The organism is Kitasatospora sp. LaBMicrA B282, from assembly GCF_050325825.1.
GTDB lineage: Bacteria > Actinomycetota > Actinomycetes > Streptomycetales > Streptomycetaceae > Kitasatospora.
In genome coordinates, this window is record NZ_JBNQTI010000063.1 from 1 (window position 1) to 20731 (window position 20731).

General features: G+C 72.1%; 24 protein-coding genes. 15 read left to right on the plus strand and 9 right to left on the minus strand.

The genetic code is table 11. The features are described from left to right. Positions 1-303 precede the first annotated feature (303 nt). The 3 genes from ACQRUO_RS19045 to ACQRUO_RS19055 all read right to left on the minus strand — a co-directional run bounded on the left by ACQRUO_RS19045 (position 304) and on the right by ACQRUO_RS19055 (position 3687). The gene (locus tag ACQRUO_RS19045) at positions 304-1575 is read right to left on the minus strand and encodes an acyltransferase family protein (RefSeq protein WP_428317161.1); all 1272 of its coding nucleotides are present in this window, start codon (positions 1573-1575) and stop codon (positions 304-306) included. Positions 1576-1630: 55 nt separating this feature from the next. Next, positions 1631-2641: an alpha/beta fold hydrolase gene (locus ACQRUO_RS19050; RefSeq protein ID WP_428317162.1), complete on the minus strand. Its 1011-nt coding sequence runs from the start codon at positions 2639-2641 to the stop codon at positions 1631-1633. Between the two features lie 464 nt (positions 2642-3105). After that, complete coding sequence (locus ACQRUO_RS19055) at positions 3106-3687, minus strand: alpha/beta fold hydrolase (RefSeq protein ID WP_428317163.1); 582 nt, start codon at positions 3685-3687, stop codon at positions 3106-3108. Positions 3688-3761: 74 nt separating this feature from the next. On the opposite strand from ACQRUO_RS19055, the gene ACQRUO_RS19060 reads away from it, so the two are divergent. Continuing rightward, entirely contained in the window at positions 3762-4370 is a 609-nt protein-coding gene (locus ACQRUO_RS19060) for a TetR/AcrR family transcriptional regulator (protein ID WP_428317164.1), read from the plus strand. 49 nt (positions 4371-4419) lie between these two features. Here the strand turns inward: ACQRUO_RS19060 and ACQRUO_RS19065 are convergent, their stop codons facing one another. Next, positions 4420-5142 (minus strand): helix-turn-helix domain-containing protein, encoded by a 723-nt coding sequence (locus tag ACQRUO_RS19065; RefSeq protein ID WP_428317165.1) that lies wholly within the window; start codon positions 5140-5142, stop codon positions 4420-4422. A 241-nt stretch (positions 5143-5383) separates the two neighbouring features. Between ACQRUO_RS19065 and ACQRUO_RS19070 the strand changes: the two genes are divergently transcribed. From ACQRUO_RS19070 to ACQRUO_RS19090, 5 genes are all read left to right on the plus strand, one after another. Continuing rightward, positions 5384-6049 carry a hypothetical protein gene (locus tag ACQRUO_RS19070; protein ID WP_428317166.1) on the plus strand — a complete coding sequence of 222 codons (666 nt, stop codon included), beginning with the start codon at positions 5384-5386 and terminating at the stop codon, positions 6047-6049. 78 nt (positions 6050-6127) lie between these two features. After that, positions 6128-6946 carry an alpha/beta fold hydrolase gene (locus ACQRUO_RS19075; RefSeq protein ID WP_428317167.1) on the plus strand — a complete coding sequence of 273 codons (819 nt, stop codon included), beginning with the start codon at positions 6128-6130 and terminating at the stop codon, positions 6944-6946. Positions 6947-7001: 55 nt separating this feature from the next. Continuing rightward, complete coding sequence (locus ACQRUO_RS19080; protein ID WP_428317168.1) at positions 7002-7247, plus strand: hypothetical protein; 246 nt, start codon at positions 7002-7004, stop codon at positions 7245-7247. Beyond that, complete coding sequence (locus ACQRUO_RS19085) at positions 7244-7591, plus strand: type II toxin-antitoxin system PemK/MazF family toxin (RefSeq protein WP_428317169.1); 348 nt, start codon at positions 7244-7246, stop codon at positions 7589-7591. The genes ACQRUO_RS19080 and ACQRUO_RS19085 overlap by 4 nt, the downstream gene beginning before the upstream one ends. Before the next feature lie 154 nt (positions 7592-7745). Further along, positions 7746-8138: a hypothetical protein gene (locus tag ACQRUO_RS19090; protein WP_428317170.1), complete on the plus strand. Its 393-nt coding sequence runs from the start codon at positions 7746-7748 to the stop codon at positions 8136-8138. A 136-nt stretch (positions 8139-8274) separates the two neighbouring features. On the opposite strand, the gene ACQRUO_RS19095 is transcribed toward ACQRUO_RS19090, so the two are convergent. Together ACQRUO_RS19095 and ACQRUO_RS19100 are read right to left on the minus strand one after the other, a co-directional pair. Further along, on the minus strand, positions 8275-8748 hold the full coding sequence (locus ACQRUO_RS19095; RefSeq protein WP_428317171.1) for a hypothetical protein: 474 nt from the start codon (positions 8746-8748) through the stop codon (positions 8275-8277). Between the two features lie 190 nt (positions 8749-8938). Continuing rightward, complete coding sequence (locus ACQRUO_RS19100) at positions 8939-10006, minus strand: LuxR C-terminal-related transcriptional regulator (RefSeq protein WP_428317172.1); 1068 nt, start codon at positions 10004-10006, stop codon at positions 8939-8941. Between the two features lie 138 nt (positions 10007-10144). On the opposite strand from ACQRUO_RS19100, the gene ACQRUO_RS19105 reads away from it, so the two are divergent. From ACQRUO_RS19105 to ACQRUO_RS19115, 3 genes are all read left to right on the plus strand, one after another. Beyond that, positions 10145-10774 carry a hypothetical protein gene (locus tag ACQRUO_RS19105; RefSeq protein WP_428317173.1) on the plus strand — a complete coding sequence of 210 codons (630 nt, stop codon included), beginning with the start codon at positions 10145-10147 and terminating at the stop codon, positions 10772-10774. A gap of 176 nt (positions 10775-10950) precedes the next feature. After that, a complete protein-coding gene (locus ACQRUO_RS19110; RefSeq protein WP_428317174.1) occupies positions 10951-11178 on the plus strand; it encodes a hypothetical protein in 228 nt (75 codons plus the stop codon). Further along, a complete protein-coding gene (locus ACQRUO_RS19115; RefSeq protein WP_428317175.1) occupies positions 11171-11404 on the plus strand; it encodes a response regulator transcription factor in 234 nt (77 codons plus the stop codon). The genes ACQRUO_RS19110 and ACQRUO_RS19115 overlap by 8 nt, the downstream gene beginning before the upstream one ends. Positions 11405-11601: 197 nt before the next feature. Here ACQRUO_RS19115 and ACQRUO_RS19120 read toward each other — a convergent pair whose 3' ends face one another. The 3 genes from ACQRUO_RS19120 to ACQRUO_RS19130 form a co-directional block, all read right to left on the minus strand. Next, positions 11602-11994 carry a hypothetical protein gene (locus ACQRUO_RS19120; protein WP_428317176.1) on the minus strand — a complete coding sequence of 131 codons (393 nt, stop codon included), beginning with the start codon at positions 11992-11994 and terminating at the stop codon, positions 11602-11604. Beyond that, positions 11991-12281: a hypothetical protein gene (locus tag ACQRUO_RS19125; protein ID WP_428317177.1), complete on the minus strand. Its 291-nt coding sequence runs from the start codon at positions 12279-12281 to the stop codon at positions 11991-11993. Before ACQRUO_RS19125 ends, ACQRUO_RS19120 begins: the two co-directional genes overlap by 4 nt. Before the next feature lie 174 nt (positions 12282-12455). Then, positions 12456-13430, minus strand: coding sequence for a LuxR C-terminal-related transcriptional regulator (locus tag ACQRUO_RS19130; RefSeq protein ID WP_428317178.1), 975 nt, complete (start codon positions 13428-13430; stop codon positions 12456-12458). Positions 13431-13843: 413 nt separating this feature from the next. On the opposite strand from ACQRUO_RS19130, the gene ACQRUO_RS19135 reads away from it, so the two are divergent. From ACQRUO_RS19135 to ACQRUO_RS19160, 6 genes are all read left to right on the plus strand, one after another. After that, on the plus strand, positions 13844-14041 hold the full coding sequence (locus ACQRUO_RS19135) for a hypothetical protein (RefSeq protein WP_428317179.1): 198 nt from the start codon (positions 13844-13846) through the stop codon (positions 14039-14041). 8 nt (positions 14042-14049) lie between these two features. Beyond that, positions 14050-14379 (plus strand): hypothetical protein, encoded by a 330-nt coding sequence (locus tag ACQRUO_RS19140; RefSeq protein ID WP_428317180.1) that lies wholly within the window; start codon positions 14050-14052, stop codon positions 14377-14379. Positions 14380-14575: 196 nt separating this feature from the next. Then, positions 14576-15454, plus strand: a complete 879-nt coding sequence (locus ACQRUO_RS19145) for a hypothetical protein (RefSeq protein ID WP_428317181.1) — start codon at positions 14576-14578, stop codon at positions 15452-15454. 53 nt (positions 15455-15507) lie between these two features. After that, positions 15508-17535 carry an Ig-like domain-containing protein gene (locus tag ACQRUO_RS19150; RefSeq protein ID WP_428317182.1) on the plus strand — a complete coding sequence of 676 codons (2028 nt, stop codon included), beginning with the start codon at positions 15508-15510 and terminating at the stop codon, positions 17533-17535. 51 nt (positions 17536-17586) lie between these two features. Then, entirely contained in the window at positions 17587-19248 is a 1662-nt protein-coding gene (locus ACQRUO_RS19155) for a hypothetical protein (protein WP_428317183.1), read from the plus strand. An 81-nt stretch (positions 19249-19329) separates the two neighbouring features. Beyond that, on the plus strand, positions 19330-20731 hold a 1402-nt coding region (locus tag ACQRUO_RS19160; RefSeq protein WP_428317184.1), incomplete at its 3' end, for a CHAP domain-containing protein.

Here is a 20731-nt window from a genome sequence, read left to right on the forward strand (position 1 = left end):
AGGTGGAGGTTGTAGCAAGCCCAGGTCACGCCACTGCACTCCAGCCTGGGCAAGATTGAGCACTGAGTGAGCGAGACTCCGTCTGCAATCCCGGCACCTCGGGAGGCCGAGGCTGGCGGATCACTCGCGGTTAGGAGCTGGAGACCAGCCCGGCCAACACAGCGAAACCCCTCCAAAAAAAAAAAAACCCCCCCCCCCCCCCCCCCCCCCCCCCCCCCCCCCCCCCCCCCCCCCCCCCCCCCCCCCCCCCCCCGCTTGGTGTCGTACGGTCGGGGCCGGTCGGCCCCTGCGCACCGGCCCGGGTCAGGGCCGGGTGCGCACGTCCTGCTCGGGGCCGGGCTCGGCCGCGACCAGGCCGGCGACCGGCTCGGACTCGGCAGAGGCGTCGGCCGCGGCCTCGGCCTCGGCGGGAACCGAGCGGGCCACGATCCGCGACGGGGCGGCCGCGGTCCTGGCCGACTTGGGACGGCTCCAGCGACGCATCGCCGGCTCCTCCACGAAGGTGTACATGGCCCCGGACAGCACCAGGGTGATGGCGAAGCCGATGCCGAGGTAGGCCAGCCCGCCGCCGATGCCGTGGCGTGTCGTCAGGTCATGGGTGTGCCGGGACAGCTCGGTCAGGACCAGGGCGTGCCAGAGGTAGAAGGCGAAGGAGACGTTGCCCAGCCAGACCATGGGGCGGTTGCGCAGCGGTGAGAACGTGCCGTCGATGTCGGCCTGGGCGCCGGCGGCGATGAGCAGGCCGAGCGGGATCACCATGACGGCGACGTGGTTGTACATCCAGCTGGCGTTCCAGGCGAAGTAGTACGTCGCCACCGCGATCACGGCCGCCGGCAGCAGCGGGAGCTTGATCCAGCGGCCGGTCTGCACGATCCGCGCCAGGAAGATGCCGAAGATGAACTCCAGCATGCGCACCGGCGGGGACATGTAGACCAGCCAGCCCTGCCACTTGGTGACCGGGCCCCACACGACGTGCGCGCCGTCGGGGAAGGTCGAGGCGATCAGCGGGATCGTGAAGATGACACCGACGACGCCCGCCGCCCACAGCCACAGGTGCTGCGGCTTGACCCGGTTGACGGCGCGCACCAGGAACGGGAAGGACAGGTAGAACAGCAGCTCGGCGGAGAGCGACCAGGCGACCGGGTTCATCGCCGAGGCGATGTCCGGCTGCGGGAACCAGGCCTGCAGCAGGAAGAAGCTCGGCACCGCCTTCCAGCCGCCGAGCGCGGTACCGGCGTTGATGAAGATCAGCGCCGCTGCCAGGAAGGTGATCAGGTGGTTGGGGAAGATCTTGACCACCCGGCGCCGCCAGAAGCGGACGGTGGTGTCGGTCGACCGCGCCGACCAGGTCAGCACGAATCCGCTGAGGATGAAGAAGAACCCGACACCGGTCGAGCCGCCCAGCGCGAAGATGCGGTTGAAGGTGCTCGCCGCGTGTTTGTCGGTGAACGGGAACTGGTAGTTCGCGTGGAACGCGAACACCATCACTGCGGCGATGATCCGCATGCCGGTGAGCGAGGGGAGGCGGCTCGCGTCCGCACCGGTCCGGGCTCTGCTCTGCGCCGTCGGCGGCATGGCCCTTCACCTTTCTCTCTGTGTCCGGTTCCGGGTGGTCACCCGAAGGAGTTCGTCAGCCGAAGAAGTTCGTCAGCGTCCGGGAGACCAGCTCGGGGTCGTCCTCGGCGAGCCAGTGCATCGACTTGGACACCTGCACCATGCCGCGCAGGTCGGTGGTCACGTTCTGCAGGGTGCTCTGCACACGGTCGAACTCGGAGGGGCACGCCAGCCCGATCACCGGGGCGCTCACCTTGTCGTACGTCCGCATGTCCGCGATGTCCTGGTTGAGGGCCTGGTACCAGCCGCAGCTGGCGCGGATGCCGTCGCGGTTGTCGTAGGCACGGGAGTAGACGGCCCGGTCGAGCTCGGTGACGTGGCTCTGGTCGTAGAGCGAGTTGTCGTACAGCCACTCGATGACGCGCCAGAACCGGCCGGCCATCACGTCCTGCGGCAGGCCCACCACCTGGTTGAAGGCGAACCACCACATGTTGAAGCCGGCGTTCGGGGGCAGCAGCATGGGCAGCTGGTACAGGGAGTCGTCGGGGTGGACCACGTCCAGCATTGCCAGCGCGCGGGTGGCGTCGGGGTGGTTGGCGGCGAAGCTGTAGGCGACCATCGCCCCGATGTCGTGACCGGCGATGTTCACCGAGCGGTAGCCGAGACCGCGGACCAGCTCGTAGACGTCACGGGCCATGGTCTTCTTGTCGTAGCCGCCCTCGGGCCGCGCCGAGCCGCCCTGGCCGCGGGCGTCCACCGCGATGACGCGGTAGCGCTGCGCGAGGATGGGCAGGATCTTGCGGTCCGCCCACCAGGTCTCGGGCCAACCGGGCAGCAGCACCAGCGGCTCGCCCCTGCCGCCCGCGACGTAGTGCAGGCGGGTGCCGTTGACGTCGGCGTAGTCGCTGCGGAAGCCGCCGGGCAGCGAACACGCCAGCTCCGCGTCGCTCGGCACGTCACGGGCGGACAGGCGCCCCGCGGGCTCCGGCGCGGAGCCGTCGTCGGCGAACGCGACGCCGTCCATCGCGGTGAACACCGCCGCCGCTCCTGCGCCCAACGCGAGTACCCTGCGCCGATCCAGTGACATGCCTGACCACACTCCATTCCGTTCGGCGCGCCGGGGATCGCGCCATGGGGGGCTTGCGCCGTACCAGCCGCCCGACGGGGGCGGGGCGACTGCGGCGAGGCCGTCCGGTGGTCCGGGGTCGAACCGTGGAGCAGCCCATGCCGACCGTTGTACGGAGCACTGGAGCGGAACTCGACCCCGGCGGGGAGGTCACCTCGCGCGGTGGTCGTACACGTCCGGCCCGTCGCGGTTCGTCCGGGTTGCCGGACCTCCGGCCCAGGCGGCGCTCGAGCGACCCTCCGCCCCGGCTCCGGCGGTGATCCGGGTCTCCTCGGCTGACGTCCCACACGCTGTCGGGCGAAGTCCTGGTGCAGACCCTGTGGTGCCCGGGAGGATCAGTCCGAGCGGTCGGATGACGCATCCCCGCCGGCCTGACGCCTGATCGGACGTCCCAGGACGTGACCGAGCCGGACCCGGCTCGTCGGTCAGGAAGCGAGCAGCTCGGTGACGAGCCGGACGGCTTCGGGGACCTCGACGTGGTCGTCCGGGGTGGCTCCGAAGTGGGCGCCGGTCGGTGTCACCACGGCGGTCGCGGCCAGGCCGTCGACGAGCAGCCGGACGTGTTCGGTCGGGTCGGGCTGGTTGACCGGGTCGTCCATGGCCTGGAGGACCCGGAAGTGCCGGGCCGAGCGGCGGATCCGGGCCCAGTCGAAGCCGCCCTCGAAGAACTCGGCGAGTGCGTCGTAGCCGACCTCGTGCGCCGAGGTCGCCACCAGCAGGACGCCCGCGAACACGCCGTGGGTCTCCGGGTCGTGCTGCTCCAGGAAGCGCAGCACGTTGACGCCGCCGATGCTGTGCCCGACCAGCACCGTGGACTCGGCCGGCCCGGCGGCCACCGCGGCCTCGCCGAAGGTCCTGCGCCAGGGCTCCAGCCGCGGGGCCGCGGTCTGCGGCAGGCGGGGCACGGTGACCCGGTGCCCGGCCGCCGCGAGGCGTTCGGTCAGGTACGGGAACCAGACGCTGTCGTCGCTCGCGCCGTAGCCGTGCGACACCACGATCTCGCTCATGATCGATCCACTCCCCTAAATCAAAACGATCCGTCGCGTTTCGATTAAAGGTAGCACGCTGCTAGCGTGTCCAGGTGCCCACCGGACCATCCCCAACCCGCCGCACCGGCGGCCGGATCCGCAGCGAGGACGCCCACGACGCCGTCCTCGCCGCCGCGATCGAGCTCGTCGAGGAACTCGGCTACCAGGCCGTCACCATCGAACGCATCGCGGCCCGCGCCGACGTCGCCAAGAGCACCATCTACCGCTGGTGGAAGTCGAAGGCGCTCCTGGTCATGGACGCCTACCGCACGGCCATCGAGCAGCGGATGCCCGAACCCGACACCGGCTCGCTCGCCGGCGACCTGACCGCCTTCGCCACCGCCCTGTACGGCGTCAGCGCACACCCACTGCGGGTCCAGACCCTGCGCGGTCTGATGGCGGAGGCTCAGCTCGACCCCGGCTTCGCCGAGCCCTTCCGGGAGTGGGTGGAGAGCAGGCGGGCCGTCGTGCGCGTCCTGCTCGACCGCGGCGTGCAGCGCGGCGAACTCCCGGCCACCGCCGACCTGGACGCCGCCACCGACCAGCTCTTCGGCCTCTTCTGGTACCGCCTCCTGGTCGGCCACCAGCCACTCGAACCCGCCCGGGCCGCGGGCCACGTCGAGCAACTGCTGCACGGTCTGCGCGCACCGCGCCGCCAGTAGGCCCGCCGAGGTCCCGGCCCGCCGGCTTCGACGTCACCTGACCTCGACGTCACCTCACCTCGGCGCCCGCCTCGGGCTTGGTGTGCAGCACGTCGCGGACCTGCTCGGCGGCGCGCAGGATGCTCTCGCTGATGAAGTCGCTGAAGCGGGCGATGTTCTCCAGGCGGGCGGCGGCGGGGGCCTCGCGGCCGAGGACGGCGACACCCTGCCGGGCGGTGTCGGCGAGCTGGGCGATGCCGCGGGCGCTGGCGATCGTCGACTGGTACCAGACGTCCTCGTCGACGAAGTAGCGCTCGCGGCGGCGTTCGTCGCGCTCCCGGCGGACCAGGCCCTGCTCCTCGAGGAACCCGACCGCCTTGGAGACGGAGGCCGGGCTGACCTGGAGGCGGCGGACCAGCTCGGCGGCGCTCAGGCTGCCCACGTCGGCGATGAGCAGGCAGGTCAGCACCCGGGCGGTCATCCTGGGCAGGCCCTGACTCATCATCAGCGCGGTGAACGTCTCCTCGTACTCGCGCACCGCCTCGTCGCGCCCGGGGCCCTGCGCTCCCGCGCCCCGGGGTGTGGCCGGCTTGCGCCGGCGGGCGCGGCGTTCGGTGGCGTGGTGGGCCAGGTCGGCGCGGTAGGCGGTGGGGCCGCCGTTGCGGTCCACCTCGCGCGTGATCGTCGAGGTGGGGCGGTCCAGGCGGCGGGCGATCTCCGCGTAGGCGAGGTCGTCGGCCAGTCCCAGCGCGATCTGCTGGCGTTCCTGCTGGGTGAGTCTGCCTCCCGACACCGGGATCTCCTTTGCCTGCGTGCGTCCCTGACGCCGCCAGCATAGCGTTCACTCTCACCTCAGTGCAACGAATACTGATCCTACATTGCGTTAGATTTACACTCGCTGCAACGAAATGCATGCTCTGACCTGCACTGATCCTGATCGCACGCAACAAGGCCATTGCCACGCCCATGAACGCAACGTAGCGTTCTCGATGTCAGAAACGACGAGCGCACAGCCGAACGCACAGGAGAGAACGATGCAGAAGTTCGCCACCCCCGCCCCGGTCTCCGCCGTCCTGGACATCGCCGCAGGCCGCATCCAGGCGATCGCCGCCGACCGCGCCGACACCACCGTCGAGGTCCGGCCCGCCAACCCCGCCAAGGGGCGGGACGTGAAGGCGGCCGAGCAGATCGCGGTCGAGTTCACCGACGGCGTCCTGCGGATCCGCTCCGCCGAGCCGAAGAACCAGTACTTCGGTCCGACCGGGGCGGTGGAGGTCACCGTCCAGCTGCCGACCGGCTCGCACCTCGAGGCCCACACCGCCGCCTGCGAGCTGCGCGGCGTCGGCCGCCTCGGCGAGGTCGTCTTCGAGGGCGCGTACCGGCAGATCAAGATCGACGAGGCCGCCGGCGTCCGCCTCACCGCGGTCGACGGCGACGTCGAGGTCGGCCGGCTCGGCGGCCCCGCGCAGATCAGCACCGCCCGGGGCAGCATCAAGGTCGCCGAGGCCGCGCGCGGTGCGGTCGTGCTCCGCACCCAGATGGGCGACATCTCGGTCGGCGCGGCCGCCGGAGTCTCGGCCTCGCTGGACGCCGGCACCGGTCACGGCCGGGTCAGCAACGCCCTCAAGAACGACGGCACCGCGGAACTCGACATCCGCGCCACCACCGGCCACGGCCACATCACCGCCCGCAGCCTCTGATCCACCCGCCCGACCTCGTCCACCCCGACGCCGCACCCCAACGCCCTACCCGACACCGCACCCGACCAGGGGGACCCCATGGCACCGAACACCACGCCCTCGACCAGCGCCCTCTCGACCAGCACCCCCTGGACCGGCCTGGTGCCGGTCGACGACACGGCCCTGGCCGTCACCGACACCGGCGGCCCCGGCATCCCGGTGGTCTACCTCAACGGCCAGTTCGCCACCCAGGGCTACTGGCGCCACGTCATCACCGAACTGGGCCCCGGCTGGCGCCACCTCACCTACGACGAACGGGCCCGCGGCCGGAAGTCGAAGCGCTCCGCGGACTACTCCTTCGAGGCCGCCGTCCGCGACGTCGACGCCGTCCTCGCCGCGCGGGGCGTGCACCGCGCCGTGGTGGTGGGCTGGTCCTACGGAGCACTCGTCGCCGCGCACTGGGCCCACCGCAACCCCGACCGCACCCTCGGCGCGGTCCTGGTCGACGGCGCCTACCCCTACGACTGGCTGGACGCGGCGATGGAGCAGCGCATCCGCACGCTGTTCCGGCGAATGGGCTGGGTCACCCCGCTGCTGCGCCCGACCGGCCTGGCCCCGCGGATGACCGCCGCGCAGCAGGCCGACAGCAACATCGAGCTCGGCCGGCTCTCCCGCGAGCGCGAGCTGGGCCCGGTGCTGGACGGGATCACCGTCCCGGTGCGGTTCGTGGTCGCCTCGGGGTCCTCCTTCGGCAGCCGCGGCGACGAGCAGGAACGGATCCGCACCAGCCTCGCCACAGTGACCGCCCGCAACCCGAAGATCACCAGCACCAAGGTCGCGAGCAACCACGGCGCGATCCTCAAGAAGGACTTCCCGACCATCGCCGCAGCCGTCCGCAAGGTCGCCGCCCTGCCATGACCAGGCCATACCCTTAGGTATGCCAATCGGTATACGTCGTGGTAGCCTGGCTGGTATGACGATGACGACGATAAAGGTGCAGGCCGAGGTGCGCGACGAACTCGCGCGCCTGGCGGCCGACGACCTCGGCGGGGTCACGTTGAACGCCGCTCTGCAGCACCTGCTCACCGAGCACCGCAAGACGCAGATCCTGGCCGCCTACGCCCGCCTGCAGGCCGACCCGAAGGCATGGGCCGACTACGAGGACGAGCTGACCGAGTGGGACGCCACGGCCGGCGACGGCCTGGGGGGTGAGGCATGAGCCGCAGGTGCGCCCCCTGGCAGGTCTGGATGGCGGACCTCTCCCCGGTCATCGGCTCCGAGCAGGCCGGCCGGCGTCCCGTCGTGGTCGTCTCCAGCCCCCTGTTCGCCTCCTTCCCGACCGCCATGGCCATCGTGGTCCCCCTCACCACCGCCGACCGTGGCCTGCCCCACCACGTCCCCGTCGTCTCCGCCCAGTCCGGCCTCAACCGTCCCAGCTGGGCCCGCACCGACGACGTCCGCACCATCTCCGAACAGCGCCTGACCGGCCGCCCGCTGGGCACCGTCACCGACAAGGAACGCGAGGAGATCCGCACCTACCTGCGGCTGATGCTCGACCTGTGATGCCCTGCCCGGTCAGTACGGCGCCCGCGCTCCCGGTCATCTCGGGCGGCGGTTTCAGTCGCCCACCGGCCCGGGCCTCGGCCAGTTCGGCGGGTTCGGCCGCGGCGGCGAAGCCGAGGCGCAGGTGGGCGGCGGGCGGCTCGGCCGGGAAGTGGTGGTCGCCCAGTCCGCCCTGCTGCTCGGTCCGTCCCTGCTGCCCGCCGCCACCGGGCCGCGACCGGTGATGATCGGGCTGTTCGTCCTCTCCTTCTTCACCACGTACCTGGGCCTCGGGGTGGCCGGGGTCGTCATCGTCAGCCTCCGCCAGGCCGTGACGCCACAGTCGATGATGGGACGGATGACCGCGGCCTTTCGCACCCTGCTGTTCGGCGGCGGCGCCCTGGGCGGCCTCTGCGCCGGCCTGCTCACCGGTCAACTCGGCGCCCGAGGCGCCCTGACCGTGGTCGCCGCCGGCTCCGCCGCCGTGATCGTCGGCCTGGCGCTCTCCCCGGTCAGCCGCCTCAGGGAGCTGCCGTCCGCACCGGGGCCGGTGGCGACGGCCGGCTGAGAGCGGGCGCGGCGAACGTCCGAGCCCGGACCGCCCGGCGGTTCGGGCCTTCGGCTGCTCCTGCCCGCGGGGCCGCCCACTGCGGGGCCGACGTAGGTGCCTCCGAAGCTCCCGGCCTCCGAAGCCGGAGCCGCGTTCAGGCGGCCCCGGCCAGGGCGCCCTTCGGCGTGCTCTCGCCGATCCCGAGGACCACCTGCCGCGCGGCCTCGGTGTGGGTGGCGGTCGCGGTGTAGCCGGGCGGTACGTAAAGCGCCTCGCCCTCCAACAGTCGCATCGTCAGCGGCGGCCGGTCGTCGTCGGTCCGCGCCGGGGACAGCGTCCACTGGCCGGCGCCGGCGGTCTGCAGCACGAGCAGGTGGGTGGCGGCCGGACCGGCGGGCACGGTGGTGCCGAGCGCCTCGACCGGTCGCTCCAGCGCCTGGGTCAGGCCCTCGACGACGTGCAGCGCGAGGATGGCGTCGGGCACGCCGTCCCGGGTCCGGGGCAGCTCGGGTTCCTGCTCGGGCCAGAGCAGGCCGGGGGAGTGGTCGAGGTGGGCCTCGAGGAAGAGGGCCACCTCCTGGAGGTAGGCGTCCAGCGGCGGGTGGGTGGCGAGGCGTTCCCAGTTCATGGCGCGCTCCCTGGTCGGGTCGGGCTGTCGGGGCGTCAGGTCACGAGCTCTCGTGGCAGCCCACCGGGTTCAGCATGGCGCATCGCCGCAGCCGGCGGTATCGCTGTTTTCTGGTACCCGCGACCTGGTACCGGCCTCGCGCGGGACCTGGCACTGGCCCGGCTCGGCACCTGGCACCGGCCTGGCCCGGTCACCCGGTCGCGGTGTCGAGCAGTCCGGCGCGGGTGGCCGCGACGCCGGCCTGGAAGCGGCTGTCGACACCGAGTTGCTCGAGGATGTCGGCGATGTGCCGGCGGGCGGTGCGCAGCGACATGCCGAGCCGGCGGGCGATGGCCTCGTCCTTCAGGCCGTCGGCGAGCAGCCGCAGGATGGTGCGGTGCAGCTCGCGGGCGACGGCTTCCATGGCGCGGCCGGTGGCGTCCTGGTAGGGGCTGGCGTTGCTCCAGGCGAGCTCGAAGACGGTGTGCAGGTAGGCGACGGTCGAGGGTTCGCGGATGACCACGGCGCCGTCGGCGTCGCCTTCGGTGGGGATGAGGGCGGTGGTGCGGTCCATGATGATCAGCCGCTGGGGGAGCTCGTGCGCGGTGCGGTACTCGGCGCCGAGCTGCGAGGCGGCGGCCACGTAGGCCTGGCTGGGGCCGTTGAAGCGGGCGGTGTGGTGGTACAGGGTGCGGATGCGCACACCGCGTTCCAGCAGGTCGCGGTCGCGGCCCAGCGCCTCGGCCATCGCCTCGGGCACCCGGGCGCCGCCGCCGGGCTGGCAGGTGACCATGTCGCTGGTACAGCGGTCGGCGAGGTGGTTGAGCAGCGCGCGGACCTCGGGGAGGGAGGTGATCACCTCGAAGTCGCTGCTGGTCGGCGTGGGCGGCTGGTAGAGCGGGGCGAACCGGTCGAAGGCCTGGTGCAGGTGGTCCACGCGCTGGCGGCGCTCGCGGATCTCGGCCTCCAGCGGAGCGGTGCGGCGCGACAGCGCGGCCTGCGGCGAGACGGCGTGCAGCGGAGCGTTGGGGTGCAGCAGGCCGTCGGGGAGCGCCGTGGCCGCGGGCGCGGGCGAGGGGGCCAGCAGACCGGCCTGGCGTAGCCGCTCCACGCTGGCGGCCAGGGCCGACGGGTCCAGCGCGGTGTCGCGGGCGGCGGCCACCGCGTCGTACGGATCGGCCGGCCGCCGGGCGGCGAACCAGGCGTAGACCCGCAGATCGGCCTCCTGCTGCGCCTGCTCGCCCGGCCAGTCCCGACCGGTCTGTCCGCTTTCGTTCATGTCCGCCCCCGGCTCTCCTTGCTGACAGGCCACTTGATGAGCCGCCCAGCAACTTCAGGCCAGGGTAGACCGCCGGAAGACTGATCAGCGCAGCCGGGAGTCGCCCGGCAAACCCCCGACACGAACGGAAAACCCCTGATGAAGCGTCTGATCAGCCTCGCCGCCGGTGCCGTCGCCCTGGCCTCGCTCGCCCTGCCCGTCCCGGCCGCGCACGCCGACTCGCCGGGCTGCCAGACCCGGATGTCCTCCGACGCGTGGATCTGGCACGACGACACCATGTGCGCGGGGGACACCCTGCGGTCCACCTCGGGTCTGCAGTCCACCCGGCTGACGATGCAGGCCGACGGCAACCTCGTCGACTACTACACCGAGCAGGACACGGGCGAGACGGCCGTCTGGGCCTCGAACACCGTGGGCTGCGGCGTGCGGGCCGTGATGCAGCAGGACGGCAACTTCGTCGTCTACGCCGCCGACGGCCACGCCTGCTGGTCCTCGGGCACCTACGGCGACAACGGCGCCTGGGTGGAGCCCAGCGCGCTGGGCGACATCGCCATCTACCAGAGCGACAGCGCCTCCGGCGGCGCCGTCAGCGACGCGCTGCGTGCGGCCCGGGACGCGGCCGGTCGCGACTTCCTCACCGCGTTCGTCGAGGCGATCCAGGCGGCCATCGAAGCCATCCCGCGCCTGGAGTGGGAGACCCACACCGAGCACCAGCGCCAGAAGCCGATCACGTGCTCGTCCGGGGGACACACCATCTTCTGCAACTGACCCGCGCCTTTCCTCCCGTTCTGCCCCCTCCATCCCTTTCTGTCCCCGCTTCCCTTTGATGACAGGCCACTTGATGAGCTGGCCGGCGGCTTCAGCCCAGGTCGGGCGGCCGGAAGACTGATCACGGCAGCCGGCGACCGCCGGCTGCCCGATCCGACAACGAACGGAAACCCCTGATGAAGCGCCTGCTCAGCATCGCCACCGGCGCCGTGGCCCTGCTCGCCCTGGCCGTGCCCGCAGCCTCCGCCGCCACCGCCCCGACCGGCCCCGTCCTCCACCTGCCCCCGATCACCGTCGTCGCCCCGCCGTTCAACGACCTGGCCCCGCCCTCCAACGGCCTGTGCAGCGGCGGCGGCGCCCCCAAGGGCATCGACGGCACCTGCGACAGCTCATGGGGTGGCTGAACTGAACACCGACTTCAGCGACCGCGAGCGCCAGATCCTCGCCCACCTGGCCGACGGCCTGACCTCCCGCACCATCGCCCACCGCCTCGCCCTGAGCCCCCACACCGTGGAGACCCACATCCGCAACATGCGCACCAAGGCCGCCGCCACCACCCGCGCCCACCTCATCGCTTTGGCCCTCACCCACCGCGACCCGCCGGCCGACCCGGCACTCCCCGCTCCCTGAGCCCTCGCCAGGTCCTCCGGCGGCTGCCCGCCTGCCCCTCCCACCGATGCCGGCGCAGCCGCACTGCGCCCCGGACCACGTGCGCTTCGGCTGCCTCACCCACTCGCTACCGTCCTGGGCCCGGATCCGACCACGCCCGCCGAGACCTGCCCTCCCCAGGGCCCAGCTCGTCCCCTCACGCCCACCGTCTCCGGCGCCTACGGCTCCAGGCGAGGGTCGTCGATGTCGACGGTGGCGATCCCGGGCGGGTACAGCTCCGGACGAGCCGTCAGGATCAGATGCTGCAGCGGCCGCGCCGGAGTGGGCAGGCTCGCGGCGATGGCGTGAGCGAGCTCCTGGCCGCCGTACCCGTCGCGGACCATGGTCGCCACCACCACCGCGGTGCTCGCGTCCAGCGGCTCGAACTCGAGCGCCGGCAGCGCCAGGACCGCGTGCGCCGCGCCCTCGTCCTTGACCTCGGCCTCGACCAGGCACAGCACCGGAACCAGCAGATGCTGGAACGGACTGTGCAGCGCAGCGTCCACGATCCGATGCAGACGCTGGTGGCCCGCGGCCAGCGCGGACAGGGCGCTGGAATCCAGAATGATCACGCGCTGCGCCTCGGCGCGAGCTTGGCGCGCGCGTCGGTGGCGGCGATGTCGTAGACCCGCTGCAGCAGGTCCGGGCCCTGGTCCAGGTCCTCGTCGGCGAGAGTCATGCCGAAGTGCTCCCGCAGCAGCCGGCGGCCCTCGGCGACCCGCTCGGCGATCTGCTCTGCGGTGGGCTGCTGCTCCACCAGCAGGGCCACCTGGGCGCCGATCGTGGTGCCGCGGGCGGCCGCCAGAGCGGCCAGCCGGTCACGCGTCTCAGGGGAGACCTTGATCGTCGCATCAGCCATACCACGAGCGTACACCGCTGGTACACCAGCGGTGTACCAGCCTGTCCGACGGCCGCCGCACGCTCCGATCCTCGCCCCCACCCGACTGCCCACGCGGGGCCGCCGCACCACCCACCTCCTGGGTCCACCCTCCCGGAAACACTCAGCTCCCCGCAGCCGTCGGCCCGTGCCGCGTCAGAGCCACCCCCGCTGAGCGGCCTTGATCCCGGCCTCGAAGCGGCTGGTCGCCTGGAGGCGTTCCATGATGGAGGCCATGTGGCGCCCCACGGTGCGGCTGGAGATGCCGAGCCGTTGCCCCGCGGCATCGTCGGTGAGCCCGGTGCCGAGCAGGCGGAGGAGTTCGCGCTCGGTGTCGCTGAGCCCGGTGTCGGGGTCGTCGGGGCGGGTCGCGCCGAGCGGCACAGCGGTGTCCCAGGCCTGGTGGAAGAGGTCGAGCAGAGCATTCAGGATGCCGGGCTCGGTGACGAACAGCGCGCCCTTGCGCCCCTCGGCGGGGTCGATCGGGACCAGCGCCTGCCCCCGGTCGACGATGACGAGCCGTTGGGGTAGCACGGGTGCGGTGCGCACTTCGCCGCCGTGGCCGAGCAGCCAGTTGGCGTGGTCGGTGGTGTGCGGGTCGTTGCGGGTGGCGTCCTGCAGGATGGTTCTGATCGTGACGCCGCGCTGCAGGGCGGGCAGGTCGGCGGTGCGGGCGGCGGCGAGGTCCTCGGGGCGCTGGCGGGCGCCGGGGTGGACACCAAGGATCTCGGTGCGCGCGTCGTGCCCCATCCGTTCGAGCCGGCTCTGGATGGCGTCCATGCCGAGCAGCCGCTCGCCGTGGGTGGCGCGGTGGTCGGCCCGCTCGGCGACCATCCTGGTCACGGCGGCTCGGGAGGCGGCGAGCTGGGCCTGACGAGCGGCCAGGTCGGCCTCCTGGCGGGCCAGGATGTCGGCGAGGCCGACTTCCGGGCTGACGGCGCGCATCAGCCCGGGGTGGTCGTTGGAGGCGCGCACGAGGGTCAGCCTGCTGAGTTCCTCGAGACCGTCGTGGACCTGGGCCGCGGTCAGCCCGCAGTGCGTGGCGAGGCGTTCGATGTCGTACCCGGGATGGTCCAGCATCGCCTGGTAGACGGCGACTGCGGACGTGGTGAGGCCCAGTGTTTCCAGCATGGTGTCGCTTCCCCCGTGATGGTCTCGCCACGCTCGGTGGTGGCGGTGCCCGCTGTATCGTCGCAGCAGGCACACAACTCGTACAAGACTCGATTCGCGGCCTTTGTCGCAGGTCAGGGTGTACGTCTCGGCCTTTCCCGGTTGTCGCTTACCGCCATCGATCAACCATTCCGCGCCCGTCCGCGCCGGTGAAGCCGACATCCATCCTTTTGTCATGTACATGCGGCATGTCTGGAGTCGGACTGTCCGATTGGGGACAGCGGCGAAGCCTTCCGACGGCCCCGCCCAGCGGCGAAGCTAGTGCTCGCCGGCAGGGAAACGAACTGACGGCAGGCCGGACCAGACGCCAACCGCGGGGCGCCGACGGCCACGGACCACCCACCCGTCACCACGTCAGCAGAGGACCCAACGCCATGATCCGCACCCGCATCGCCCAGGCCGCCGCGGTCGCCGCCCTCGCACTGGGTCCCCTCGCCCTCCTCCCGGCGTTCACCGCACCCGCCACCGCCGCCACGACTGCCGCCGCCCAGACTGCTCCCACCGCTGCCTCCATCACCACCGCCACCGGCGACGCCATCGTGACCCCGGCCGACCTGCAGTGGGGGAGCTGACCGCGGGCATGGACATCGTCTACGTCAGCCTGTTCCGCAGGCGGCCGGACGAGCCGGTCCCGCCCGGCGAGGTGGCCGAGGTCATCGGCGCCCTGTGGGCGCACAGCACCTCCGACGACGGCCTCCAACACGCCTCCGGGCGCTCCGAAGCCGAGCGGATCGACCTGCTCCTCTACCTCCTCACCCACACCGAGGACACCCCCGGCACGCCGACCGCCACCGCCCTGCACCGCGTCGACGAGCTGCTCGCCCGCAGCCAGCAGGCCTCACCCGTCCTGGGCCGGCGCTACCTGCCGCACGACCGCCTCACCGAACCGACGAAGCGCACCACCCGCTGACCGACACCGGCACTCGGCGCGTGACCATCTCTACCCGCGCCGCTGACCGCCCGCGCCACTGACCGCCGCGCCGTCGCCGATGCCCGTCCCCGTCCCAGCCGATCCGCTCCCGCATGCCCGCCCGCGGACGCCCACGCCACGAATCCGACCCGCCGTCATGCCGGCGACCCATGCGCACCAGAGGGGAAGACCACCGATGAACCAGCTGCCCAAGAAGCCCACGCCCCGGCCGGCCCGGCGCGTGGTCTGGTCGGCGGCGGCCGTCACGGCGGTCGCGGCCGTGGGCCTGACCGCGTTCACGCTGGCCCCCACGGCCCCGGCCGCCGCCCGCACGGCAACGCCGGGACACCTGGTCGCGATGGCCCCGCCCTCGACCTTCCCAACACAGACCGCCCCACCCACGCAGCCCCCGGCGCCCACGCAGCCGGCACCTGCCACCCCCACCCCCGCCCGATCCACCACCCCCTCGCCGACCGCTTCGCAGCCCCCCTCACCGACCCCCTCACCAACCGCCCCGCCCCACCCCTTCCCCCTCCCCGCCGCCCAACTCCCCGCCCCCGCCGCCGAACAGTGGACGCCCACCGGCCACCCCGCCACCCGCCCGGTCGCCGGCCACGACATCACCGAGAACGAGTGCGCGAAGGTCCACGGCGCCACCGCCTGGAGCCAGCAGGCCTACGCCGGCGGCACCGGCGGCAACAACCCCGCCGTCCAGGACACCTTCACCTTCGCCGACCCGGCCGCGGCCCAGGCCGCCTACCAGGGCGCGGTGACCGGCATGAGTACCTGTCAGGCGACCACCCGGGCCCTGCAGACCGCGAACCGCACCACCCCCGACGCCACCGTCACCCAGACCTCGACCCGGCCCGGCGCCACCGCCTGGCAGCGCACCTGGACCGGCGTGAGGGGCCTCTCCGCCCAGGGCCCGCAGACCAACCACCTCTACCTCGCCGTCGGCGGCAACACGCTCGTCGTCCTGCAGTTCACCGAACTGCCCGGCAACGCCACGCCCTACGACACCGCCGCCGACCCGCAGACCCTCACCCAGCTCGCCGCCGAGCTGACCGCGCACTGAGCCTGAGCCCCACCCACCACCCACCACGAACCCGAGAAAGGCACCCCACCACCATGGCCGCCAACCGCACCGCCCGTCGCATCCCGGCTCTGCTGCTCGCCGCTGTCCTGGGCGCCGGTCTGACCGGTGGGATCGCCCACGCCGATACCGTGACCTCGGGTTTCGACACCTCGAGTGGCACGGGTTCGATCGGCCCCTCCGGCGGCCCCGGATCGGGGATCACCCGGGACCAGATCATCGCCCGTGCGCAGGATTGGGTGGGTCAGGGCATCTCCTACAGCCAGAACCAGGGCTGGCAGGACGCGGCGACCGGCGGCCCCTACCGCACCGACTGCTCCGGCTTCGTCTCGATGGCCTGGGGCCTGCCCAGCTCGATGGTCACCTCCACCCTCCCGCAGGTCGCCACCGTCACCGCCTCCAACATCTCCGGCGACACCAACATCAACCCCGGTGACGCCCTCGACTACACGGCCGACCACGTCGTCCTGTTCGACCACTGGACCGACTCCTCCGGCGACTTCGCCTACGACGCCGAGCACACCGAGGGCCAGCCCACCAACCAGAGCACCGACAGCATCTACTCCAGCACCCTCGAAGGCTTCGCGATCAGCAACTTCGAAGCCCTCCAGTACAACAACCTGACCGCCTCGATCCCCGCCCCGGCCACGCCGTCGGTGAGCGTGACGGGTCCGGGCAACGGTGCCGCGGTGACCGGGAGCACGACCCTGTCGGCCTCGGCGTCGGACAGCACGGGCGGTGCGGCGCTGAGCACGCAGTTCTCGGTGGACGGGGTGAACGTCGGCGCCGCGCAGGGCGGCTCGAACCCGTCGGTCGGGTGGAACCCGGGGTCGGTGTCGCCGGGACGGCACACGGTGACGGCGACGACGACGGCCTCGAACGGCTCCGGCAGCGCGGTGGCCTCGAGCAGCGTGTCGGTGGAGGTGTTCGGACGGGGAAGCGCCGGCCAGACGTTCCTCGACCAGAACGGCAAGACGCTGCAGTTCCAGCTGGGCTCGAACGGCAACGCCTTCCAGGACTACCAGACCGTGCCGGGTGGCTCCCCCTGGTCGGGCTGGGGCGCCCAGAGCCCGCTCCCGTCGGGGGTCACCTTCACGGCCGCGCCGCAGGGGCTGCTGGACGTGAGCGGCAAGGCGGCGCTGTACGCGCCCGCGTCGGACGGCAACGTCTACGAGAACTACCAGACCGCTCCCGGCGCGGGTCCGTGGTCCGGCTGGCACGCCCTGTCCGGCCTGCCCAGCGGTGTCCGGTTCAGTGGCGCGGTGGCGGGGACGCTGGACGCGGGCGGGCGACTGGCCCTGTACGCGACGGGCTCGAACGGGAACGTGTACGAGAACTACCAGACGGTCCCGGGCGGCGCCCCCTGGTCGGGCTGGCACGAGACGACGGGGTCCGCGGGCGTGGCGCTCGCGGCCGGTCCGGTGGCGTTCCGCGACGTGAACAACAAGACGGTGCTCTACGCGGTCGGTTCCAACGGGAACGTGTACGAGAACTACCAGACGGTCCCCGGCGGAGGGCCCTGGTCGGGCTGGCACGCGCTGACGGGCCTGCCGTCCGGCGTGACGTTCACCTCGCGGATCGCGGGCGGGACGGACGCGAACGGCAAGACGATCCTGTACGTCACGGGTTCGAACGGGAACGTGTACGAGAACTACCAGACGGTGCCGGGCGGTGCCCCCTGGTCGGGTTGGCACGTGCTCGACGCTCTGCCGGGCGGGATCACCTTCGGCGGTGGACCGGACCTGTTCCTGGATGCCGGCAAGAAGGCCGTGCTGTACGTGCGCGGCTCGGACGGGAACGTGTACGAGAACTACCAGACGGTCCAGGGCGGTGGCCCCTGGTCGGGCTGGCACACGGTCAACGCCCTGCCGTCCGGCGTCTCGTTCACCGGCGAGGTGGCCGGCACCGTGGACGCCCACGGTCACAGCGCCCTCTACGTGATCGGGTCCAACGGGAACGTGTACGAGGACTACCAGACGGTTCCGGGCGGCGCCCCCTGGTCGGGCTGGCACACGGTCAACGCCCTGCCCAGCGGAATCACCTTCACCGCCCAGCACAGCTGACGGACCCGCAGCCCGCCCTGGCCCCCCACGACATCCCTTCAGGAGACCCGCATGTCCCCGCTCCGCCGCACCGCCCGCCGCATCCCGGCCCTGCTGCTCGCCGCTGTCCTGGGCGCCGGTCTGACCGGCGGGATCGCCCACGCCGACACCGTGACGTCCGGTTTCGACACCTCGAACGGCACGGGTTCGATCGGCCCCTCCGGCGGCCCCGGATCGGGGATCACCCGGGACCAGATCATCGCCCGGGCGCAGGACTGGGTGGGTCAGGGCATCTCCTACAGCCAGAACCAGGGCTGGCAGGACGCGGCGACCGGCGGCCCCTACCGCACCGACTGCTCCGGTTTCGTCTCCATGGCCTGGGGCCTTCCCAACTCGATGGTCACCTCCACCCTCCCGCAGGTCGCCACCGTCACCGCCTCCAACATCTCCGGCGACACCAACATCAACCCCGGTGACGCCCTCGACTACACGGCCGACCACGTCGTCCTCTTCGACCACTGGACCGACTCCTCCGGCGACTTCGCCTACGACGCCGAACACACCGAGGGCCAGCCCACCAACCAGAGCACCGACAGCATCTACTCCAGCACCCTCGAAGGCTTCGCGATCAGCAACTTCGAAGCCCTCCAGTACGACAACCTCGCCGCTCCCAGCCCCACCCCCACCCCCGCTCCGACCCCGTCCGCGCCGACCGCCCCCGCACTGTCCCAGGACTCGCAGGGCAAGCTCGTCGCGGTCGGCCTGGGCACCGACGGCTCGCTGCAGCAGGACTACCAGCTCACCCCCTCCGGCGCCTGGTCCGGCTGGGGCAACAGCCTGGGCGCCGACAACCTGGCCGGAAAGCCCGCACTCGCCAAGGACTCGCAGGGCAAGCTGGTGGCCGTCGCCCGGGGCAAGGACGGCGCGATCTGGCAGGACTACCAGTTGACCCCCGCCGGCGCCTGGTCCGGCTGGTCCTCCCTGGGGGGCTCGATCGCCGGCGACCCGGCCATGAGCCTGGACGCGAACGGCAAGCTCGTGATCGTCGCTCGCGGCAAGGACGGCGGCATCTGGCAGGACTACCAGACCAACCCCGCCGCCGGCCCGTGGTCCGGCTGGTCCTCCCTGGGCGGCTACTTCACCACCGACCCGGCGATGACCACCGACTCCCAGGGCAAGCTGCTGATCACCGCCACCGGCACCACCGGTCTGGTCTACCAGAACTACCAGACCAAGCCCGGCGCCGGCCCGTGGTCCGGCTGGCTCATCCTGGGCGGCACCAACCTCACCGGCCGGCCCGCCATCGCCAAGGACTCCGTCGGAAAGCTCGTCATCTTCGTCCGCGACACCTCCGGCGCCGTGTGGCAGGACTACCAGCTCACCCCCTCCGGCGGCTGGTCCGGCCTGGCCTCGATGGGCGGCTCGATCGCCGGTGACCCGGCGCTGGCCCGGGACTCGGCCGGCAAGCTGATCGCCGTCGCCCGGGGCAAGGACGGCGGCATCTGGCAGGACTACCAGCTGACCCCGGCCGGTGCCTGGTCCGGCTGGAACTCCCTGGGCGGCTACTTCACCACGGACCCGGCGCTGGCCCTGGACTCCCAGGGCAAGATGCTCGTCGCCGCGACGGGCACCACGGGCTGGCTCTACCAGAACTACCAGACCAAGCCCGCCGCCGGCCCCTGGTCCGGCTGGCTGACCCTCAACGGCACCCTCGCCCAGACCGAGACCTCCTGACGCCCGCGGCCCCACCGGGCTGCCACTGCACCGTCAGCCACCTCAACGACTTCCCGATCGACACCAAAACGGGGGACCCCCATGTCCGTCCTCGGTAAGCGCCGCAAGCTTCGCGGCCTCGCCGGCCTCACGGTCGCCACGATCAGTGCCGCCGCCGGCCTGGTCGCCACCGGCACCGGCCCCGCGTCCGCCGCCACCGGCAGCCAGCTCGTGGGCATCGCCAACGCCAACCTCGGCAAGCACTACTGCGACACCAACAGCGCCGGCGGTACCGGCTTCGGCAGCAGCTGCTCCGCCAACGGCGGGACCGGCGAGTTCTGGTGCGGAGACTTCGTCTCCTGGGTGTGGCAGCAAGCCGGTCTGTCGGTCCCGGCGTCCAACCCGGCCTCCGTCCCCAGCTGGCTGAGCACCTCCGCCTACCACCCCCTCGGCAGCGGCTACACCCCGCAGCCCGGCGACGCCGTCATCTTCGGCGACAACCAGTACCCCACCCAGGGCTCGCACATCGCCATCGTCACCAACTACAGCAACGGCCTGCTCTCCGACATCGGCGGCGATGAAGGCGGCGGCGGAAGCCCCTGGTGGTCGACCAGCAGCGTCCAGACCGACGAGGGCAACGGCGCCGCCTGGAACCCGAACAACCACCTCTTCACCGGCACGAGCGCCGAGATGTGGGTCCTCGGCTACGTCGCCTCCGGAGCCACCAGCGGCCCGGCCGTCCCGGCCGGCTTCAACGTCACCGCCAACGTGAACGGAACGTCAGGCACGATCAACCTGACCTCCACCGTCACCGCCAACGGCTACATCAACACCCTGGACTACCACGTCACCGGCCCGGGATACGACCAGACCTTCCGCGCCGGCGGCGGCCCCGTCAGCCCCAACCTGACCGGCTACTCCTACGCCTGGAACTCCACCGGCCTGGCCAACGGAACGTACACCGTCACCCCCACCGCCAACGAGATCGACGGCCAGCCCCACAGCTACGGACCGGTCACCTTCACGGTCAACAACGCACCCGCCGCACCGACCGTGACCGTCCCGGCCGGCACGCTGAACGGGAACGTCCCGCTGACCGCATCGGTCCTCGGCGGGACCGCGACCTCGGTCACGTACTCGATGGACGGGACGCCGATCGGAACCTCCACCGCGGCGCCGGGCTTCGCCTACTCCTGGGACACGACGTTCGTCTCGGGCGGAACCCACGTCATCACGGCGACGGCCTCCAACAGCGGCGGCTCCTCGCCCTCCTCCGCCGGAGTCACCGCCTTCATCACCCCGCGGGAGGGTTCGTCCGCGACCGAGACAGCTCCTGCGCAGTCCGACTACTTCGGCCGGAACTCCCTGGGGCATCTCGAGCACTGGTTCTGGAACCCGAGCCTGGGCGGTGGCAACTGGCAGACCCAGGACTGGGGCGGCGACCTCGCAGGGGATCCGACGGGCTACTTCTCCAACAACAACGGTGGCCAGACCGACGTCTTCG

Excerpts from the sequence above, each read along its gene's own strand:
- ACQRUO_RS19100 (WP_428317172.1), bottom strand. The coding sequence starts at position 10,006 with ATGAACGAAAGCGGACAGACCGGTCGGGACTGGCCGGGCGAGCAGGCG.
- ACQRUO_RS19130 (WP_428317178.1), bottom strand. The coding sequence starts at position 13,430 with ATGCTGGAAACACTGGGCCTCACCACGTCCGCAGTCGCCGTCTACCAG.
- ACQRUO_RS19135 (WP_428317179.1), top strand. The coding sequence starts at position 13,844 with ATGATCCGCACCCGCATCGCCCAGGCCGCCGCGGTCGCCGCCCTCGCA.
- ACQRUO_RS19145 (WP_428317181.1), top strand. The coding sequence starts at position 14,576 with ATGAACCAGCTGCCCAAGAAGCCCACGCCCCGGCCGGCCCGGCGCGTG.
- ACQRUO_RS19150 (WP_428317182.1), top strand. The coding sequence starts at position 15,508 with ATGGCCGCCAACCGCACCGCCCGTCGCATCCCGGCTCTGCTGCTCGCC.
- ACQRUO_RS19080 (WP_428317168.1), top strand. The coding sequence starts at position 7,002 with ATGACGATGACGACGATAAAGGTGCAGGCCGAGGTGCGCGACGAACTC.
- ACQRUO_RS19155 (WP_428317183.1), top strand. The coding sequence starts at position 17,587 with ATGTCCCCGCTCCGCCGCACCGCCCGCCGCATCCCGGCCCTGCTGCTC.
- ACQRUO_RS19140 (WP_428317180.1), top strand. The coding sequence starts at position 14,050 with ATGGACATCGTCTACGTCAGCCTGTTCCGCAGGCGGCCGGACGAGCCG.
- ACQRUO_RS19075 (WP_428317167.1), top strand. The coding sequence starts at position 6,128 with ATGGCACCGAACACCACGCCCTCGACCAGCGCCCTCTCGACCAGCACC.
- ACQRUO_RS19045 (WP_428317161.1), bottom strand. The coding sequence starts at position 1,575 with ATGCCGCCGACGGCGCAGAGCAGAGCCCGGACCGGTGCGGACGCGAGC.
- ACQRUO_RS19105 (WP_428317173.1), top strand. The coding sequence starts at position 10,145 with ATGAAGCGTCTGATCAGCCTCGCCGCCGGTGCCGTCGCCCTGGCCTCG.
- ACQRUO_RS19125 (WP_428317177.1), bottom strand. The coding sequence starts at position 12,281 with ATGGCTGATGCGACGATCAAGGTCTCCCCTGAGACGCGTGACCGGCTG.
- ACQRUO_RS19055 (WP_428317163.1), bottom strand. The coding sequence starts at position 3,687 with ATGAGCGAGATCGTGGTGTCGCACGGCTACGGCGCGAGCGACGACAGC.
- ACQRUO_RS19050 (WP_428317162.1), bottom strand. The coding sequence starts at position 2,641 with ATGTCACTGGATCGGCGCAGGGTACTCGCGTTGGGCGCAGGAGCGGCG.
- ACQRUO_RS19110 (WP_428317174.1), top strand. The coding sequence starts at position 10,951 with ATGAAGCGCCTGCTCAGCATCGCCACCGGCGCCGTGGCCCTGCTCGCC.
- ACQRUO_RS19085 (WP_428317169.1), top strand. The coding sequence starts at position 7,244 with ATGAGCCGCAGGTGCGCCCCCTGGCAGGTCTGGATGGCGGACCTCTCC.
- ACQRUO_RS19095 (WP_428317171.1), bottom strand. The coding sequence starts at position 8,748 with ATGAACTGGGAACGCCTCGCCACCCACCCGCCGCTGGACGCCTACCTC.
- ACQRUO_RS19070 (WP_428317166.1), top strand. The coding sequence starts at position 5,384 with ATGCAGAAGTTCGCCACCCCCGCCCCGGTCTCCGCCGTCCTGGACATC.